Below are 18450 nucleotides of genomic sequence, written 5' to 3' on the forward strand. Positions count from 1 at the left end.
AGATATATTAAATCTGGAAGAAAGACTACTTTTAGAATGAGTAGTAGTTATCCTTATAAAGACAAATTTCAAATAATTATGAAAAACATTGATAATATTACTTTTGCATAATTTATAAAATCAAATTTGAAAACCTTAAAGCAATAACCAAGGGATTAGTCTGCTCTTTTTTAGGTTACAACATAAGATTTTGAGTTGGTATCTTATTAAAATTATAATCTTTGGTTCTATTGTTAATGAAACCAGAACTTCAGATATAAGATTTTACCTTTTAACATTAATTTTCATCATAATTCATTGAGTTATGAATAATTCAGGTTTATATATATTTTTTTGATAGGTTTATAATTTCTTATGTGTTATAAAAAACACTCAAATGAAATATAAATCATCTACTTTATTTTTTTGATTAGATAGTTATTATTCTCCTATGTAAAAATTATCCTACATGCTACTGCTGAAGCAATAACACCTGCTATATGAGCTATAAGAGCGCAACTTAAAGTATGTCTTGATTTTTTTATTCCTATTGCTCCAAAGTATATTGCCATAGTATAAAATATCGTTTCCGATGAACCCATCATAGTTGAAGCAATCCTTCCTATAAGAGAATCTGGTCCATAGGTATATACTAAGTCTTTTACCATGGCTAATGATCCACTGCCCGATATAGGTTTTATAACAATTAATGGTATTATTTCCTTAGGAAGACCCATCAATCTTCCTGGAATAGTTAATATTCTGGAAAACACATCTAAAGCTCCAGATTCTTTGAATATTCCTATTGCTAAAAATATTGCTATAAGATAGGGCATTATTTTAATGGCTGTTTTAAATCCATCTGAAGCCCCTTCTACAAAAGTGTCATAAAGTTTAACACCCTTTATATATCCATGGACTAGTATTATAGTTATCATAAAAGGAATAGCTGTTATTGAAACAATATTTAATATTTTATACATATGCCTACTTCCTTTCCATTAGCTTACAGGCTGTAATTCCTACTATAGTAGATACAGTAGTTGCTATAAGGGTTGTTGATATTATTTCTGTTGGATTTAAAGACCCAGCATCTGATCTTATCTTTAATACTGTAAGGGGGATTAACTGTACAGATGACATATTAATTACTAAAAACATGGCCATAGCATTGGTCGCAGTATCCTTTTTATCATTAAGGGTCTGTAATTCTTCCATGGCTTTTAGTCCTAAAGCGGTAGCAGAATTTCCTGCTCCAAACATATTGGCTACAACATTCATTATAATCGCCGTATTTGCAAGATGGTCTTTAGGTATATCGGAAAAAATAAATCTTAATATGGGACTAAGTATTTTACCAATGCTTCTTATAAGTCCAGATTTTTCTGCTATTTTCATAAGTCCAATCCAAGTAGCCATAATTCCAGTTAAACCTATTGCAAAGGCTACTGCTTCTCCTGTGTTTTTTAGAACTACTTGATTTATCGTATCTAATTTGCAATTTATAATACTGAAAATTATCCCTATGACAATCATAAAAAACCAAATAATATTTATCATTATTTACCTCCATAATAAAGGCGTTCAATGGTGCTTTTTTATAATTTTTAAAGCTTTTTAGTGACTTGCTTCTATAGAATTATATGTTTAAAGGCTATTAAATATTATGCAAAGAGTTTTATACAATACATTATTTTACTATTGAATTATATATGCTGTTATGATACAAATATATGGGGATAGATATTAATAAAATCATATACTTTAAAGCAAAAGGACGTGATAACTTGTTAAAAACAAGACTTAAACCACTTTTAAACAGCTTAAAGCAAAGTACTATTGAGAGATTTGATATAAATGTTCCAAGGGAAAAAATTGTCATAGACATAAAAACTAATAGTGATCCTAATGATAAAGTAAAAATAGTTTTTGAAGAGGTTTTTTCTTTTTATTTTATAAATAAGCAGGATGATTTAAAAATAAAATCTTGCTTCGACTATACCAAGCTTAATTCCATAGGCTATTATGAAAATGGAATAGGTGAATTTACTAGCTTGAATAATTCTGATGATGAAATAACGGAAAGGGATATTTCTTTACCAAATTTTGCATTAGAACTAATTGATTCCTCTATTTTTATTGAAGCCAGAAGCATAAGGATAAATGATAAGAACTTTAGAGTTGGGTATCCCAGCAATTAGCGAAAAACAGTGTCTGACGACACGTTTTTAGTTGCAAGTTCTAAGTTCCAGGTTCCAAGTATCAGGGTTTCCCTGATTAGTTTTAAAGAAAAAATCTTAACCTATTATTTTATGTAAATTTATAAGACCTCCACTTTTTGCTTCAGATGAAGTAAACTCTCCATCTGAAGCCTCAATGTTCAGCGCAAGCTAAACGAGTTCGTTAAAACCTATTAGAAAGACCCTAGTACTTGCAACTTGGAACATGGAACTTGCAACTAAAATGCACCCAGAGGGCGCATTTGTTCTTTTTCATGTATCCTGTTAACCATTACTCTTTAATATAGCTTGCTACTATCTCGCCATAATAAAGTACATGGAAATCATTATCTGAGTATTTAGCTTCTTTTATATTCTTATCTATCATACCTGGTTCCATTGCTTGTTTGTAAACAATCTTGCATTCATAATGGAGATCACATTCGCCAATTATTGGGGTGTCTACTATCTTACCCTTCTCAGCAGTTAAATTACATTCTTTAAATTTATCAATTTCTCTCTTTGATTTTGTACCACATATAGCCAATTCTTTCTTCATATCTTTGGAAATAGGTACACTAACAGTGAATTCATCTGTTTTTTCAAGAAGCTCATATGTATATCTAGAATATCGCACTAAAGCTGTAAATATAGGTTTATTCCAAATATAACCTATGCTTCCCCATCCTATAGTCATGGTATTCAATTCATCTTTTCCCTTTACAGTAAGAAAGGCTCCTTTTTTCAACTGTTCTATCATTTCCTTTGACATTTCATTATAATCTATGTCTTTAAACATAAAAGCACCTCCAATTATATTTTATCTAATATTATTATACACATTTAAAACTCTATAACCCAGATGAAAATACTCACAAATTTATGACAAAAACTACTATTTTTGAGAAATGTGCATATATTTTAATAGTAATCATAGTATTATTAAAACTCTCTTCAGAGGAACTGGCTTGGTGAGTTAAGTTAAATTTATATGATTTTTGTTTTAGGGAGGTGCCTTATATGTTTGAGTTTATAAGAAAAAGAGAGTTAAAAGCCCGAAAAAAAGGCTTTGCCAATGGTATAACTATAGGAGCTTTTCTTGGGGCCCTTGTTGGAGGATTAGCAGGTATATTGGCTGCTCCTGACTCAGGAGAAAATACTCGTAAAAAGCTCCAAAAAAATGCTTTGGATATTAAAGATAATATTGAAAGTGATTTGCTTGAAGTCAAGGACAAAATTAATAATGAAATCGCTCAATCAATCGAATGGTTAAAAAAAGAGATTTGCGAAACTAAAGAAATATTTAAAAAAGAAAAAGATGAAAATCAAATACAGGCTAATGAAGATGCAGAAGAAGATGCTTAGTAAAATACTTTATAGAAAACAAACATAAAAAGAAGGAAAACTCCTAATGTTTGTAGAATTGTATATTGTAAAATTAGTATGATTTCAAAAGATAAATAATAATGGAGTGATCTTATGGATAATATAGCTATTACCTTAAGTGATTTAGGGCTAATTTTATTATGGGCAGCCTTATTAGTTCTGATTTGTTATTTAATATTGGTTCTTAAAAAATTTAATGATACGTTGAAAGAAGTAAGAGATATATTATCAAATAACAAAGAAAACATTGAAGAAACCCTTAAGGAAATGCCTTCCATAGCTAAAAATATTGATGAAATAACTGGAGAGGTTTCCCATGATGTAAAGGCAGTTAGGGATACAGTAGATACTATAACTGAAAAAAGCGGTGCTGCTGCAAAGTCACTAGATAATACCGACAGTATAATAACAGGTATAACCTCTATTATACAACTAGCTATATTTGCTAAAAATTTCTGGGAAAATACATTTCCTAAAAAAAGAAGAGTGGTTTAATCTTCTTAAAAATAACCAATAAAGAGATTCCTTAATAATAAGGTTTCTCTTTTTTTATTATCTTTAATTGGACACAAATGTTTGGTATACTATAGATAATTTAAAAGGTAAATTAAACCCTATATTTTATTTATCAATATATGACTTCATAGCTTTAGACTGCTTGTGGGAGGATAAAATGAAAAAAATATCTGTATTTATAATCATCGCACTATTGCTTTTTTTATTTTTGCCAAATTTTATGGAAGAAGAATCTTCGCCACTTAATAATATCATTTCATCAGAGTTTTTTAATAAAATAATGGAAGCTTCATTAAAAATCAAATATAGTATAGACAAGCATTTTCCTGAAGAAGATAGAGAAGAATTTAAAAAAGATATTTCTGATTTAGCATATAAAATACGCAATATTATTACAAAGGAAGAATTAATAAAAATTAAAGAACGTGCCATCGATCTTGTAAAAGAAATCAATAATGCCATATGGAATAATTTAGGTGATTCGGATTACGAAAGAGCTATTGTTAAAAGGGTAATTGATGGAGATACCATTGAAATTCTTTTAAATGGTATAGAGGAAAAAGTAAGATTGATCGGTGTCAATACACCAGAAAGTGCTGGAAGATATAAAAATAAACCCCAGCCCTATGGTAAGGAAGCCAGTAACTTTACTAAAACTTCCTTAATGGGTAAGATCGTTTATCTAGAAAAGGATGTTGGAGATAAGGATAAGTACGGTCGTCTGTTAAGATATGTATGGCTTACTGATCCTTCTAAGGGTAATTTAGAAAAGGATATGTTTAATGCTATTTTAATTAAGGAAGGCTATGGCAGTGTCATGACTATACAACCCAATGTAAAATATCAAAGGATTTTTATTGAACTTGAAAGAGAAGCTAGGAAAAATAATAAAGGTCTTTGGAAGTTTAAATAGTACAAAGGCGCCTTTGTGATTACAAGTTCCATGTTTCAAGTGATTGGGTCATTCTTTAGAGTATTTAAAAGTGTTACTAGGTACATTACCTAGTAACACTTCTATTGTTTCTATTTTTTTGTGATTGGGAAATATATTTCTGTAACAAAATCCTTAGGGCTGCATTTAGCACCTGGACCTTTTATATACCTTTCATATGGAGGTCTTATAACTTCATAGCTATTTTCCTTGATCCAATCTAAAATGGCTGCATAGCCCTCTCCTATTTCACTATATGGTCCTATAAATGTGGTATGAGCATAGGTTCCTCCATCAATTGTTCTCGTACTAATATCCTTAGTCTTATATTCACAATTTACTGGAACACAAACCTCTACATCTGCGTTATCATGATCAAAATCTTTATCATAATATATTGTCATACATTCGCCAGCTGGAGCAAGTCCGTGTCTATGAATATTTTCAAAAACCTTTCCTATAAGACTGCATATATTATCCATAGATATTGTCTCTCTTATGCTAAGAACTGTAAATGGTTTCATTGTATCTATAGTAATATTAAATTTTCTATTTGAAGCCATTATATCCTCTCCCTTCTCTAATAACTCAATCTCGTCTTTCATTTCTATTAAAAGGTATTGACTGCTTCTTATTTCTTGTGTCAACTCTAAAATTTTTTGTTCTATTTTCCCTTTAAGATAACTTAAATCATCCTTTTGTAAAATTTTACCTATCTCATCCAATGAAAATCGATATGTCTTTAATCTATTGATTAATAGAATATCCTTTATCTGATTTTTAGAATAAAATCTATATCTATTTTCAGGATTGATATATTCTGGTTTAAGTAATCCTATTTTGTCATAATGCCTAAGCATTTTTGTAGATACCTTTCCAATCTGAGAAAATTCACCAATGGTATACATAGTTACCTCCCGTATCGATACTTTCTTTACGAACTAGTTCAACTCCATTATAAGCCTTCCCATAATAGTAAGGTCAATAATAATTTCAAATTTTTTCAAAAAAATTAAGGACCAAAATAACAGTCCCTAAGATATTTTCCCACGTAATTGTATTTTTTCTCCATATACATCATTTAATATATATTTGACTACACTATCCTCTTGATTTTCACCTATTATTTCCTGAGCATATTTTTTAAGCTCATCTTTAGCATTTTTTACTGCTACTGCCTTATCTGCCATTGCAAACATCTTGATATCATTTATTTCATCACCAAATACATTTATTTCATATTTTTCAAGACCTACTTCCTTCATTAATGTTTTTATTGCTCTAGCCTTAGTAGCGTTTTTGTCTTGTATTGATAACCAATACCATCCTGGTGAATATTTATTTTCCATTATATGAATTTCAAGCATATTAAAATATTTATTCTTTAATTCTTCTTCTAACTCCATTAATCTTTTCAGCTCATTAATAACTGTAAAACAAACAACGTATTCATTTAACACTTCTCTAAAATCATTTATCCTACTCAATCTATTATCCTTTATCTTGATTCTATCATTGAGATACCACTGCATTCCATAGTTATTTGTTTCTGTGTAATATAAATTATTTTTTTCTCCATCAAATGCTGATACGTATGGAATACAATTATACTTAGCCATTAAAAATAACAAATCAAAGCATAGTTCAGCATCTATATGATTTATTATGAGATGTTCTCCTGTTTTAAAATCAGAAATATATGCACCATTAGATTCTATAACAGGTAGCCTTAATGTAAGCCCTTTTAATATTCTCTGAATAGAATAAATGCTTCTTGCACTTGCCACAGTGAAATTAATTCCATCATTAATTAGCTTATTTAAATTTGTTCTTGAGTAATTTGAAAGAGTAGCATCATTTCTAAGCAATGTCCAATCCAAATCACTAATGTAGATTTTTTCCATAATATCTCCCAATATTTTTATTTTGCTTTCATTATATCATTTCTATAATAGATTATAAATTTAATACACCATGCCAGTTTCTATCGTAGGAGTTTTAGCCTCCCAAAAATTTATTTGCTAAAACAAGGGGTAAATTTAATACATTGTCTTTTATAATAACTTAATATATTATTACTAGTGGAGAATTAATTATGGGTATTTAAAATAAATCATATATTAATATTCTATAAAGATAAAAAAGTTTTTACATTCAATAAATTTTAGTATTATTTATCTATATAGGTTTTCTAATAATAAAACTTAATTTACACATATCAAAATATCCAGAGTTCTTAAGGAGTTTTGATGTGTGTAAACTAACTGTTTTACTGGAATATTTATAGAAAGGATTTGAAAAACAATGTCAAATATAAAACGTTTTAAAACAATGTACTTCTTTTTCTATTTTAATATTGCAATATTTTCTGGCTTTGTTGTTTCTTATTTAAACAACTTAAATTATAGTAATACACAAGTAGGCTTCTTCATGTCATTACTATATTTTTCAGGTGTTCTAGGTCAATCTATAAGTGGATATATATGTGACTTAAAAAGCACAATAAAAAAAGTCCACTTTTTTTGGATGCTTTTCCTAGCTACTTCAATTTTTTTCTTTTTTAAAGCGAACCATACAATTCATAGAGGAATTCTTATTTTAATTATAGGTTTTTTTCAGTCTTCAGTTATGGTTTTATTGGATAGTTGGACCCTTGAAAGTAATAATACACTTAAAAAAAATTTTGGTCCCATAAGGGCTTTCGGTTCTGTTGGATGGGGAATTTCAACATTAATAATTGGAAAAATAATAGATAGCTTTGGCTGGAGTATAGTAGGTATTCTATATATCTTCTTTACATCGCTTTTTCTAGTAATAACATATAATACTAAGGACGCAAAGCATGAGAACCATAAAAAAGATGGTCCAAGTATAACTGTTTCTAATCTAAAGCTACTAATGAGAAATAAAAAATATATCCATTTGCTTATTATCTTTTTTATATTATATATGTCCTTTCATGTTATTGGAATGTTTTCTGTGATCTTAATAGAGGATTTTGGAGGCACAAAGGCCCATATCGGAGTTTTTTTGCTTGTAGCTGCCCTTAGTGAAGTCCCAATACTTTTAAGTGCCAACAAATTAATGTATAAATTTAAACCTTCACAATTGTTAATTGTTTCATCAGCATTTTTTTTAATAAGAACCTTATTAACTGCCTTTAGTAATAGCGTGGTTTTTATAATATTATTATCTATTCTACAAATGCTTTCGTTTAGTATCCTGATATTTATCTCTAAATACTTGATAGATGAAGTAAGCCCAGATAATCTAAAAACCTCTTCACAATCCATAGCTATGGCAATATCTGGGGGACTGAGTGCATTAGTCTCTCTAAATCTGTCAGGATATTTAGCAGATAGTATAGGAATAAGAAATTTATTGTTTTTACTGACCATACTATGTGCAGCAGCATTAATCTTAAGTATTAGATATCATCTAAGCTACTCACTCTATATATTGAAAAAAAGGTTGTAGACAAGAACAAAGGTGCCCGTAGGGTGCGTTTTGAGTTGCAAGTTCTAGATTGCAAGTACTAGGGTCTTTCTAATAAGTTTTAAAAGAAAACAATTTGCACTAATATTTTACTGGTAATAGTTTCAATTTTCCTTCTAGACCTCTATTTTACTTTGTTTTAGCTATGCAATTTCTTGCAAAAAAGTTTGAATTCCTTAGCAAGAGCAAATCGTCAAAAGACACTTTATGGCTACACTAAACATTCTTCTATATATTTCAATATTCTTTCTCTTTCTAATGGGATTTTTCCAAAAAATATGGCCTTTTTAACAGAATCTATGATATTAACAATAGTTGTTTTATCCTCTATCTGGAATTTTTCTAATATATCATTTCCATTTATGATATCAGATATGTCTTCAAGTCTTTTAAATCTTGTTAGGTAATTATTAGCAAGATATTCTGCATGTACCTTGTACATACCCATTTCTTCATGGGGCTTTAAAAGCTGTCGTGTAGATATAATATCTGCAAGTCCTATGAGTATAATATCTAAGGTAATTTCTCCAAAGTTTTTAAATAAATCATATAAAGCTCTTCCGCTTACATCATTTGTTTTATAAAGTGTAAGAGGCCACATATGCTCTTTAACTATCTTACACAAGAATGTTTTTTCTATCTCACTTAGCCTCAGCCTATCACAAATATCTACCATAATCTCTTCCCCAACTATTTCATGTCCTCTGAATCTAACCCTGCCAGTATTATCTACCCATCTAGCCTTTGGTTTACCTATATCATGAAATAAAGCTGCAAGCTTTATAAGTTGAATTCTAGTATGTCCATTGGCCATAATTTGACCTGTATGTTCTTCATAGGCCTTTCTGAGATGATTTTCAAAATAACCATCCGCATAGATAATCTTTTCAACTGTTCTCATTGTGTGTAAAGAATGGGTCCATGAATCTACAACATGATATTTACATTTACCAACTTCTTTCATTGGTTCTATTTCAGGAAAGATCTTATCTAATATATTGACTTGTTTATCCATAAAATTAAAGTAATAATACGATCTTTTCATTGCTAATATATTAAAAAGCTCACTACTTATTCTTTCTCCTGAGATTTCTTTTATTCTATAGCTGTTTTTCTTTATATGCTCTAAAGTGTCATCACTTATATCAAAGTTTAATTCAGCCATAAATCTAATGGCTCTTAGAAGCCTTATAGGATCTTTTCTGAAAACGTTTTCACTCACTCCATTAATTGTACCTTTTTTTATATCACCTAATCCTCCATAAGGATCAATCACCCTTTGAAAATCAATTTTTCCATCTTCAACCTTCACTGCTAAAGCATTTATTGTAAAATCTCTTTGGGATAAGTCATAATATATATCCTTTCCCTTCATTTTACAAAAATCTATTATAACTTTTTTATCATGATCTTTATTTAAGACTACCCTTGATATTCCCCTTTCTTTATCCAAGGTTATAAGGGTACCTTTTTTTATATCTGCAAAGCTTTTAGCCATGTGTATCGTATCTTCTAAAGTCACTACATCAAAATTTATAATCTCCTTATTTATAAAATAATCTCTAACAGCACCGCCTGCTATATATATATCCTTTTTAGTTAACTTACTTATCTGTTTAATATATTCGTTAGTGAAAATCAATATATTCACTCCCAATCATGTATATAGAATTTACATAGTAAAACTTAATTTATACACGTACAAATATGCAATGTTTTTGGGCATTTTGGACATGTATAAATTAAAGTCTTTATTTAAATTTTTATATAGGATTTATATAATAAAAATTAATTATACATGTATAAAGGCATCTGACGACACTTTTTAGTTGCAAATTCCATGTTCTAGGTTCCAAGTTTTAAGGTCATTCTTTTGATCTAAAAAAACTTAATTCCTAATTCTAAAATTTTACTGGTAATAGTTGCAATTTCCTTTCTAGCATTCTATTTTAACTATGTAATTTTTTTGTAAAAATGTTTAAGTTTCTAAATAATTGGAAAAAATATAATTGTAGAAAATAAATATTCATATACTTTTAATTATAATTCTTATACATTTTTCTTTATTATTAAAACACAAACTATAACTTTCTTTAATCTTAAACTTTTTGAATACTCATGTCAATCTTTAGCCATGAATATATCTACAATACCTAAAAGTCAATTTTATATGATCAATTGTAAAATAATTAGATAAATAATAAAAGCTTCTAAAGCTTGTAAATACTAATAATTCATATAGTCTGCAGTTTTTTATCAATTGTTATTAAAAATTTTTTGTTATTTAGTAATAAATTTTATTAAAAGGGTTGACTTTTATTGGTAGTTCTGGTATTATTTAAGGTGAGAAATATGTCGAACAATGTCTAAAGGAGGATAAATTTGATGAAATCTACAGGAATAGTTAGAAAGGTAGACGAACTTGGAAGAATTGTTATACCTAAAGAATTAAGAAAAACTTTTAACATTTGTGAAAAGGATGCACTAGAAATTTTTGTCGACGGTTCACAAATCATTTTAAAGAAGTATGAACCTGCTTGTATATTTTGTGGACAAGCTAAGGACAATATTTACTACAAAGGTAAAAATATTTGTCCAGATTGTATAGTAGAACTAAAAGAATCAAAATAAGATGAGTGCTTGTGATTATACACAAGCATTCTCTTTTTTTATAATAAATTATAAATCTTATTTTGACTTTTAGCTTGTTATTTTTCCCTCTAATATTATATGATTCTGTACAAGTTTAACATTTTCCTGTAATATAGAGACTTCCAATAGTAAAACTTAATTTATATTTCTATACCATATCTATATACTTCTTTCTTAGGTATATTTCTTTCCTTGGCCACTTTCTTTATTGCTTCTTTTTTAGATAACCCCTTATTCATATATAACACTATATGGTCCTCTATAGAAAAGTCCTCAAAACTTATTTCTTTAGATTCATCTATGTTACTACCTTCAATCAAAAGAACAAATTCTCCCTTTGGGGGATTATCTTTAAAATGATTAATAATATCAGAAATTTTTCCCCTTATGATTTCCTCATACTTTTTTGTAAGTTCCCTAGCTATTACCATTTGTCTATCATTTAATATTTCGTTCATATCATTTAAAGTATTTATCAGCCTATGGGGTGATTCATAAAAAACAAGGGTTCTGTCATCTGCTTTTATCTTTTCTAATCTTTCACGCCTCTTTTTCTTATTTCTACCTAGGAAACCTTCGAAACTAAATTTATCTGTAGATAAACCAGAAGCTACTAAAGCTGTTAATACTGCACTTGCTCCAGGTAACACCTCTATTTCTATATGATTTTCAATACAAAGCCTTATTATATCTTCTCCAGGGTCAGAAATACCTGGCATGCCAGCGTCACTAACTAATGCTATTTTATAACCCTTCTTAAGCTTTTCTATTAGCTGTAGCCCCTTCTTAATCCTATTATGTTCATGATAACTTGTAAGAGGCTTGTTAATCTTATAATGATTTAACAACTTTATAGTATGTCTGGTATCTTCAGCTGCTATTAAATCTACATTCTTTAAAGTATTTAAAACCCTTATGGTAATATCCTCTAGGTTTCCTATTGGTGTTGCACAAACATACAGTTTTCCATTCTCCATATCTCTTTTACTCCTTTATTTGATAAGACGCTAATAGCTGTTAATGCTCTCTTTTCCATATATCTCATAAATTTCATCAGTGTAACTTCCATCTTCACCATAAACGTATAGCGGATTTAGAAACTTTAACTCGGGCTTTGCAGCCTTAATACACTTTAGTAATATAAGATTTGGTTTCTTATTTTTATTTGGATGCACAAATCTGAGTTTTTTTGGTTCAAGCTTATATTTCCTACATAAAAACATGATATCTACCAATCTATGTGGTCTATGTACTAAATAGAAATACCCATTATGCTTTAATAGCCTGCTTGTAATTTTTATAATATCCTCCAATGTGCATTTTATTTCATGTCTTGAAATAGCCTTTAAATCCTCTGGGTTTTTTAAACCCCCATGGGGTTCCATATATGGTGGATTAGATACTACTACGTCTATTGAATTCACTTCTATTAATCCTTCTATATTTTTAATATCTTCATTTATTATTTCTATTCTTTCTTCTAAATTATTAAGCTTTATACTTCTCCTCGCCATATCAGCAACTTCTTTTTGAATCTCTATTCCATAAATTTTCTCAGCAGTACTTTTGCCAGCTATAAGTATAGGTACTATTCCTGTACCCGTTCCTAAGTCAACAATCTTGGCATTTTTCTTTATTTCACAAAAATTGCTAAGAAGTACTGCATCTATACCAAAACAAAAACCCTTAGAATTTTGGATTATTTTAAGACCTTTACACTGCAAATCATCTATTCTCTCATTTTCTTTTAGTAAAGATTTATCCATTGCTATTGCTCCTTTATTAACATTGAGATTACTCTTATCTCATTTCTTCTTTTATTTTTACATCTTTCTTTGATTCCCCTTTATTATTTTCGGCTTTTTTATTAATTTTTACAATGTTTTTTAATATAGATTTCCAATTTTGTTATATATGTTTGCAAGAAACTTAAGGGTATCCAGTGAAACATCAAACTATTTAACTGTTTCAATATCACTATAGTTTTTTATGAAATATTTAAGTTCTTCCCTAGATTGATATTCATCATCTACAATTATACATTTAATTAAAATCACTTCCCTTTACTCTTTTTATAAACAAAAGGTTTTAAATTTTAATATAAAAAAGCTATTACTATAATATATCCTAAGTTATTTATAAGTTGCTTTAAAAGGTATATCAATTTTATCAGCTCCTAGAAAAAAGACCCTATATTAGGGTCTTTCTCATCTTTATTCTTGAGGATGTGGAGCATCTACAGGACACACATTGGCACAAGCGCCACAATCAATACATCCAGATGCATCAATAACATATTTATCATCTCCAGCACTAATTACATCAACGGGGCATTCTGGTTCACATGCACCACAGCTAATACAATTGTCGTTAATAAAATATGCCATAGTTTATTTCACCTCCGAAAATAGTATATAATTTATTTGCTTTCGTAATAGATTATGTCCACTTATTATACTTTTTATTATCTGAAAAATTTGTATAGGAATTTAAGTAAAGACTTTATAATTAATACTTTAAATTTAAAAATACACTATGCAAGTAACTTTCTTAATAATGTCTATTATATTGTATATTTTTGTATTTTTTTATATTATACAATTTGTCAGCTTTTATTTTCATACTCTATTCATACAAGTCATCTATATTATCTATATCGTCAGTATTTTCTTCATGTTCTTCGATTTTATCCTTATCAATTCTTTCTATTTCATTTTTATGGAATATATATATATCATCACTTAATTCTAATACTTGATTATCTTCATCTTCACTAATTATTAACCTTACTTTAACGGATTCAAGCAAAACATTGTTATCAATAACAATTGCAGGACCTTCTGAAGTAATTATTTTTTCTCCTTGATTTGGAAGCCCTTTTCTTAAATGTGTATAGCTCTCATGCTCATATCTTAAGCAGCACATTAATCTACCGCATATTCCTGATATTTTTGTAGGATTGAGGGATAGATTTTGTTCCTTAGCCATTTTTATAGAAACAGGCTCAAACTCACCGAGCCACGTTGAACAACATAAACTAACTCCACATGGACCCATTCCTCCTATCATTTTTGCTTCATCTCTAACACCTATTTGCCTTAACTCTATCCTTGTTCTAAATATAGAAGCTAAATCCTTAACAAGCTCTCTAAAATCTACTCTACCATCTGCAGTAAAGTAAAATATAACTTTATTATTATCAAATGTATATTCTACATCAATAAGTTTCATTTCAAGACCATGCTCTTCAATTTTTTCTAAGCATATTTCAAATGCTTTTTTTTCTTTTTCTTTATTTTCTTTGTTTATAATCTCATCTTCTAATGTAGCAATTCTTAGAACCTTTTTAAGGGGAGAAACGATTTCTTCTTCTGTTATATCCTTGGAACCTACCACAACTTCTCCAAATTCTACACCTCTAGCTGTTTCTACAATTACATTTTGATCTTTTCGTACATCTATGTTATCAGGATCAAAATAATATATTTTTCCTGCTTTTTTAAATCTTACTCCTATAACCCTTACCATAATAAATTATACCTCCTGTAAATTTAAGAGCATAGTCTCAATGCATAAACCAAAATTCAGATTTGCATCTATATTCTTTTTAGTTTCTTCTATAATATCTATGGTCCTTCCAAGTTTTTTACATGATAACCTATTCATATGAATTCTTAGGATATCTATTTTATCTATATTTAATAGGTACTTATCTTCTCTTGTTTGTGAAAGTAATAGCAAGTCTCTAAACCAAATACTGAATAAATCCAATATTTCATCAATGTAATCTTTATTCTTTATAAAAAAATCTACATAATCTAAAAGCTTTAATTTATCTCCTCTAATAACTTCATCTATTATATCTAAAGTAGTATTTCTTCTATTTTTAAACTCTTCTGATTCATATAAATTTATTGCTTTTCCTATTGAACCATCGGAAAACCCTGAAAATATTAATAAATTCTCATCCTTAATATTATAATTTCTTTTAAGATAATCTTCTATTAATATTTTAGATATCCTATTAAATTTAATTGTTTGACTTCTAGACCTTATGGTAGGAAGTAAACTATTAGAATTTTGAGCAACAAGAATAATTATACAATACCCTGGAGGCTCTTCTAATATCTTCAAAAGTCTATTCTGAGCACTTATAGTCATAGTATGGGAATCCTCTATTATAAATATTTTCTTATTACTTTCATAGGGTTTTAAGAGAATATCGTTTTGAAACTCTTCAATTTGTTTGTTTTTTATACTATTCCCATCAGGTTGAATTATATTTATGTCTGGATGATTATTATTATTTATTTTAACACAAGAAGAACATTCTTCACATCCTAAGTTATCGTTTTTGCAGTTTATAGCCTTGGCAAATTCTACTGCCGTTAGTGTTTTTCCAACTCCCTTTTGACCTTCAAAAATATATGCGTGGGCAAGCTTATCTCCTTTTATTGCAGTTTTAAGAAAATTTATTATTCTATCATGCCCTATAATTTTTTCAAATCCCAAAGCTTACAATCCTTTCTAATCACTTCTTATATTTTCTCAAACCTTTCTATATCAACAACAAATATTGTAGCTCCTCCAACAATTACCTCAATAGGTATAGGTATATAGTTAGAATTATCTCCTATCATTGGAGTTGTTGTTGTAATTTGCTTTCTTGTTTTACAAACTTTTTTTATAATTTTTATTACCTCACTAACTTTTTCCTTTTGAACTCCTATTAAAAGCGTAGTATTTCCCGACTTTAGAAATCCTCCTGTAGAAGCTAGCTTAGTCACACTAAAATCTGCTTCAGTAAGCTTTTCTATTAATTGATGAGAATCTTCATCATGAACAATAGCAATAACAAGCTTCATTAATCTTCCCCCTTTTATAAATCATAATTTTATCTTTTCATCAATAATCCTAGTAATATCCCCATGTATTTCCTCAATTGATTTAACCGCATCTATTCCTATTATTCTTTCTGGATATAAATCTTCAAGTCTAAGATAGCCTTCATAAACCCTATTATGGAATTCGATTTTTTCCATGTCTAATCGGTTACATTCATCTGTAGAAAATTTTCTTTTTAAACCAAACTGCGGCGAAATCTTCATAAGAAAGGTTATATCAGGCTCAGTGCCTTCTGTAGCCATATCATTAATTCTTTTAATAAATTCTATTCCCAATTCTCTACCTATACCCTGATATACTAGACTAGAATCCACAAATCTATCACATATGATAACTTTACCTTCTAAAAGTGCTGGTTTTATAATTTGCGCCACATGCTGAGCTCTGGAAGCTGCATAAAGTAAGGCTTCTGTTATTTTATGCATTTCTATATTCTTTTTATCTAATATTATATTTCGAATCTGTTCGCTTATATCTGTTCCTCCAGGCTCCCTAGTAACTAATATATCATAACCCTTTTTCTTAAAATACTTTTCTAATAGCTTAATTTGAGTCGTCTTGCCTGATCCATCTGGCCCTTCGAAGGTTATGAATATTCCCTCCATAATATCCCTCTTTCTATTTTATAACGTTTATCGTATTTATAGATTCATCACAAGTTCCAATTATATTTATTCCAATATTTTTAAGTATCTGCACATATTCAATAATTTCTTGACTGATTACTTCACCAGGACATATTAAGGGAATACCTGGTGGATACGGTATTATATATTCTCCGCTGATTTTTCCACTACTTTTACTAAATGGTATACTTTTTTTCTTCCTATATGTGGCTTCTCTAAGCAAAACCTCCATTTTGGGTATCGCAAAACTAAATTCTGGAAGTTCACTCTTTTTATGGGGAACCCTTTTATCATTATATATCCCTTCAAGAGCTCTGGCAAACCTATTAAAATCATTCCTATCATTTGCTATGGATGAAACTGCTAATATATTATACATATCAGCCATTTCAACCTGAATATTATATTTTTTTCTTAGAATTTCTTCAAGCTTAATGCCATCAATACCTATTTCCTTCATATTTATAGTAATCTTAGTTATATCTATATCTTTTACACCATATTTTCCTTTGATTTCTTTAGAAAAGATATTAAGTCCTTCTATTTTATTTATCTCTTTTCTAAAGTCTTCAATATTATCTATGAGCTTTTCCATTAGATATTTTCCTTCCCCAGTCGCTACTGTCATCGCCATATCTAAAGATAACATAAGTAGATAGGATGGACTACTGCTTTGGGTTAATGACAGCATAGTCTTAAGCTTATCGATATCTATCCTCTTACCCTTTACATGGAGCATAGAGCTTTGCGTAAAGGAAGGTAATGTCTTATGGGTACTATGGACAACTATATCTGCTCCTGCATCCAAAGCTGATATAGGAAGATTTTCACTCAATTTAAGATGAGCTCCATGGGCTTCATCTACAAGAAGAACTTTATCATATTTATGGACTATCTCCGCTATTTTTTCTATATCACTACATACACCATAATAATTAGGATATGTTATAACAACTGCCTTGGCATCTGGATTCTCTTTTATTGCTCTTTCAATAGTTTTAGGAGTAATAGCCATGCTTAAAAATAGCTCATAACATATTTTAGGCTTAATGTAAATAGGCATAACTCCTCCAAGTATCATTCCACTTATAATAGCTTTATGACAATCCCTCGATACTATTATTTTGTCTCCAGGATTTGTAGCAGCCATTATCATAGAAATAACACCACAGGTTGTACCATTAATTAAGAAAAATGTATAGTCTCCTCCATAGAATTCTTTAGCTCTTTCTTGTGCTTCCTTTATCATTCCTTCTGGTGCATACAAATTATCTGCTCCAGGTATTTCTGTAATATCAAATTTACCTATATTATGAAAATTGGATAAATTATATCTTTCAAATATTTTTCCGCTTTTATGTCCAGGAACATGAAATGAAACCATATTTCGTTTTGAAAGCTTTTTTAATTCATTAACAATAACAGGTTTTTTCAAAAACTACCCCTTCCTTCTAAAATGTTTCATGAATATTTGAAATTTTTTTTATTATTTGGGAATAATTTTAATATGAGTTTTTATATTTTTGTCTATAATATTAATTATATCTTAAAGGAGGGTGTAAATGAAAGGCTATACTCCTATAACTACTTTAAAAGATTTTGTTCATACATATTCTTCCTATAAAAGTGATACAGAAATTGCTTATTTACTCAATGTAACTGAAGAAGATATAATGATGATCAGGGAGGAGTTCAAAAAGAAGTCTGATAGTGAAGATTTAATAGTTCAATAACAACTCAA

Annotated in this window: 21 protein-coding genes; 7 read left to right on the forward strand and 14 right to left on the reverse strand. The window is 29.0% G+C overall.

The window, feature by feature from the left end; translation table 11 throughout:
* Nucleotides 1–428: 428 nt before the first annotated feature.
* Together BUB36_RS12025 and BUB36_RS12030 are read right to left on the reverse strand one after the other, a co-directional pair.
* Nucleotides 429–962 (reverse strand): spore maturation protein, encoded by a 534-nt coding sequence (locus BUB36_RS12025; RefSeq protein ID WP_073150478.1) that lies wholly within the window; start codon nt 960–962, stop codon nt 429–431.
* A 4-nt stretch (nt 963–966) separates the two neighbouring features.
* Nucleotides 967–1539 carry a nucleoside recognition domain-containing protein gene (locus BUB36_RS12030; protein WP_073150481.1) on the reverse strand — a complete coding sequence of 191 codons (573 nt, stop codon included), beginning with the start codon at nt 1537–1539 and terminating at the stop codon, nt 967–969.
* 173 nt (nt 1540–1712) lie between these two features.
* On the opposite strand from BUB36_RS12030, the gene BUB36_RS12035 reads away from it, so the two are divergent.
* On the forward strand, nt 1713–2180 hold the full coding sequence (locus BUB36_RS12035; protein ID WP_073150484.1) for a YxiG family protein: 468 nt from the start codon (nt 1713–1715) through the stop codon (nt 2178–2180).
* Nucleotides 2181–2490: 310 nt separating this feature from the next.
* Here the strand turns inward: BUB36_RS12035 and BUB36_RS12040 are convergent, their stop codons facing one another.
* Entirely contained in the window at nt 2491–2997 is a 507-nt protein-coding gene (locus BUB36_RS12040; RefSeq protein WP_073150486.1) for a flavin reductase family protein, read from the reverse strand.
* 221 nt (nt 2998–3218) lie between these two features.
* On the opposite strand from BUB36_RS12040, the gene BUB36_RS12045 reads away from it, so the two are divergent.
* The 3 genes from BUB36_RS12045 (at nt 3219) to BUB36_RS12055 (ending at nt 5013) form a co-directional block, all read left to right on the forward strand.
* Entirely contained in the window at nt 3219–3563 is a 345-nt protein-coding gene (locus BUB36_RS12045) for a YtxH domain-containing protein (protein ID WP_073150489.1), read from the forward strand.
* A gap of 114 nt (nt 3564–3677) precedes the next feature.
* Complete coding sequence (locus tag BUB36_RS12050; RefSeq protein ID WP_073150492.1) at nt 3678–4079, forward strand: DUF948 domain-containing protein; 402 nt, start codon at nt 3678–3680, stop codon at nt 4077–4079.
* Nucleotides 4080–4257: 178 nt separating this feature from the next.
* The gene (locus tag BUB36_RS12055; protein ID WP_073150494.1) at nt 4258–5013 is read left to right on the forward strand and encodes a thermonuclease family protein; all 756 of its coding nucleotides are present in this window, start codon (nt 4258–4260) and stop codon (nt 5011–5013) included.
* A 110-nt stretch (nt 5014–5123) separates the two neighbouring features.
* On the opposite strand, the gene BUB36_RS12060 is transcribed toward BUB36_RS12055, so the two are convergent.
* Together BUB36_RS12060 and BUB36_RS12065 are read right to left on the reverse strand one after the other, a co-directional pair.
* Complete coding sequence (locus BUB36_RS12060; protein WP_073150497.1) at nt 5124–5939, reverse strand: MerR family transcriptional regulator; 816 nt, start codon at nt 5937–5939, stop codon at nt 5124–5126.
* A 126-nt stretch (nt 5940–6065) separates the two neighbouring features.
* Nucleotides 6066–6935: an HAD family hydrolase gene (locus BUB36_RS12065; protein ID WP_073150500.1), complete on the reverse strand. Its 870-nt coding sequence runs from the start codon at nt 6933–6935 to the stop codon at nt 6066–6068.
* Nucleotides 6936–7335: 400 nt separating this feature from the next.
* Here BUB36_RS12065 and BUB36_RS12070 point away from each other — a divergent pair, with 400 nt between their 5' ends.
* Nucleotides 7336–8508 (forward strand): MFS transporter, encoded by a 1173-nt coding sequence (locus BUB36_RS12070; protein ID WP_073150503.1) that lies wholly within the window; start codon nt 7336–7338, stop codon nt 8506–8508.
* Between the two features lie 229 nt (nt 8509–8737).
* On the opposite strand, the gene BUB36_RS12075 is transcribed toward BUB36_RS12070, so the two are convergent.
* Nucleotides 8738–10168 (reverse strand): HD domain-containing protein, encoded by a 1431-nt coding sequence (locus tag BUB36_RS12075; protein WP_106406510.1) that lies wholly within the window; start codon nt 10166–10168, stop codon nt 8738–8740.
* Between the two features lie 743 nt (nt 10169–10911).
* Between BUB36_RS12075 and BUB36_RS12080 the strand changes: the two genes are divergently transcribed.
* Nucleotides 10912–11157, forward strand: coding sequence for an AbrB/MazE/SpoVT family DNA-binding domain-containing protein (locus tag BUB36_RS12080; RefSeq protein WP_073150509.1), 246 nt, complete (start codon nt 10912–10914; stop codon nt 11155–11157).
* A 161-nt stretch (nt 11158–11318) separates the two neighbouring features.
* Here the strand turns inward: BUB36_RS12080 and rsmI are convergent, their stop codons facing one another.
* From rsmI to BUB36_RS12120, 8 genes are all read right to left on the reverse strand, one after another.
* Nucleotides 11319–12155 carry a 16S rRNA (cytidine(1402)-2'-O)-methyltransferase gene (rsmI, locus tag BUB36_RS12085; RefSeq protein ID WP_073150512.1) on the reverse strand — a complete coding sequence of 279 codons (837 nt, stop codon included), beginning with the start codon at nt 12153–12155 and terminating at the stop codon, nt 11319–11321.
* A gap of 30 nt (nt 12156–12185) precedes the next feature.
* Nucleotides 12186–12944, reverse strand: a complete 759-nt coding sequence (locus tag BUB36_RS12090) for a tRNA1(Val) (adenine(37)-N6)-methyltransferase (RefSeq protein ID WP_073150515.1) — start codon at nt 12942–12944, stop codon at nt 12186–12188.
* A 447-nt stretch (nt 12945–13391) separates the two neighbouring features.
* On the reverse strand, nt 13392–13565 hold the full coding sequence (locus BUB36_RS12095) for a DUF362 domain-containing protein (RefSeq protein WP_073150518.1): 174 nt from the start codon (nt 13563–13565) through the stop codon (nt 13392–13394).
* Nucleotides 13566–13803: 238 nt separating this feature from the next.
* The gene (locus BUB36_RS12100) at nt 13804–14706 is read right to left on the reverse strand and encodes a PSP1 domain-containing protein (RefSeq protein ID WP_073150521.1); all 903 of its coding nucleotides are present in this window, start codon (nt 14704–14706) and stop codon (nt 13804–13806) included.
* A 6-nt stretch (nt 14707–14712) separates the two neighbouring features.
* Entirely contained in the window at nt 14713–15690 is a 978-nt protein-coding gene (holB, locus tag BUB36_RS12105) for a DNA polymerase III subunit delta' (RefSeq protein WP_073150524.1), read from the reverse strand.
* Nucleotides 15691–15716: 26 nt separating this feature from the next.
* Nucleotides 15717–16043, reverse strand: a complete 327-nt coding sequence (locus BUB36_RS12110) for a cyclic-di-AMP receptor (protein ID WP_073150526.1) — start codon at nt 16041–16043, stop codon at nt 15717–15719.
* A 21-nt stretch (nt 16044–16064) separates the two neighbouring features.
* Nucleotides 16065–16688 (reverse strand): dTMP kinase, encoded by a 624-nt coding sequence (tmk, locus tag BUB36_RS12115; protein ID WP_084112011.1) that lies wholly within the window; start codon nt 16686–16688, stop codon nt 16065–16067.
* A gap of 13 nt (nt 16689–16701) precedes the next feature.
* Nucleotides 16702–18144, reverse strand: a complete 1443-nt coding sequence (locus BUB36_RS12120) for an aminotransferase class I/II-fold pyridoxal phosphate-dependent enzyme (protein ID WP_073150532.1) — start codon at nt 18142–18144, stop codon at nt 16702–16704.
* Between the two features lie 127 nt (nt 18145–18271).
* Here BUB36_RS12120 and BUB36_RS19735 point away from each other — a divergent pair, with 127 nt between their 5' ends.
* Entirely contained in the window at nt 18272–18442 is a 171-nt protein-coding gene (locus BUB36_RS19735) for a hypothetical protein (protein WP_165613082.1), read from the forward strand.
* The last annotated feature ends 8 nt before the right edge of the window (nt 18443–18450 follow it).

Source organism: Paramaledivibacter caminithermalis DSM 15212, from assembly GCF_900142245.1.
GTDB lineage: Bacteria > Bacillota > Clostridia > Peptostreptococcales > Caminicellaceae > Paramaledivibacter > Paramaledivibacter caminithermalis.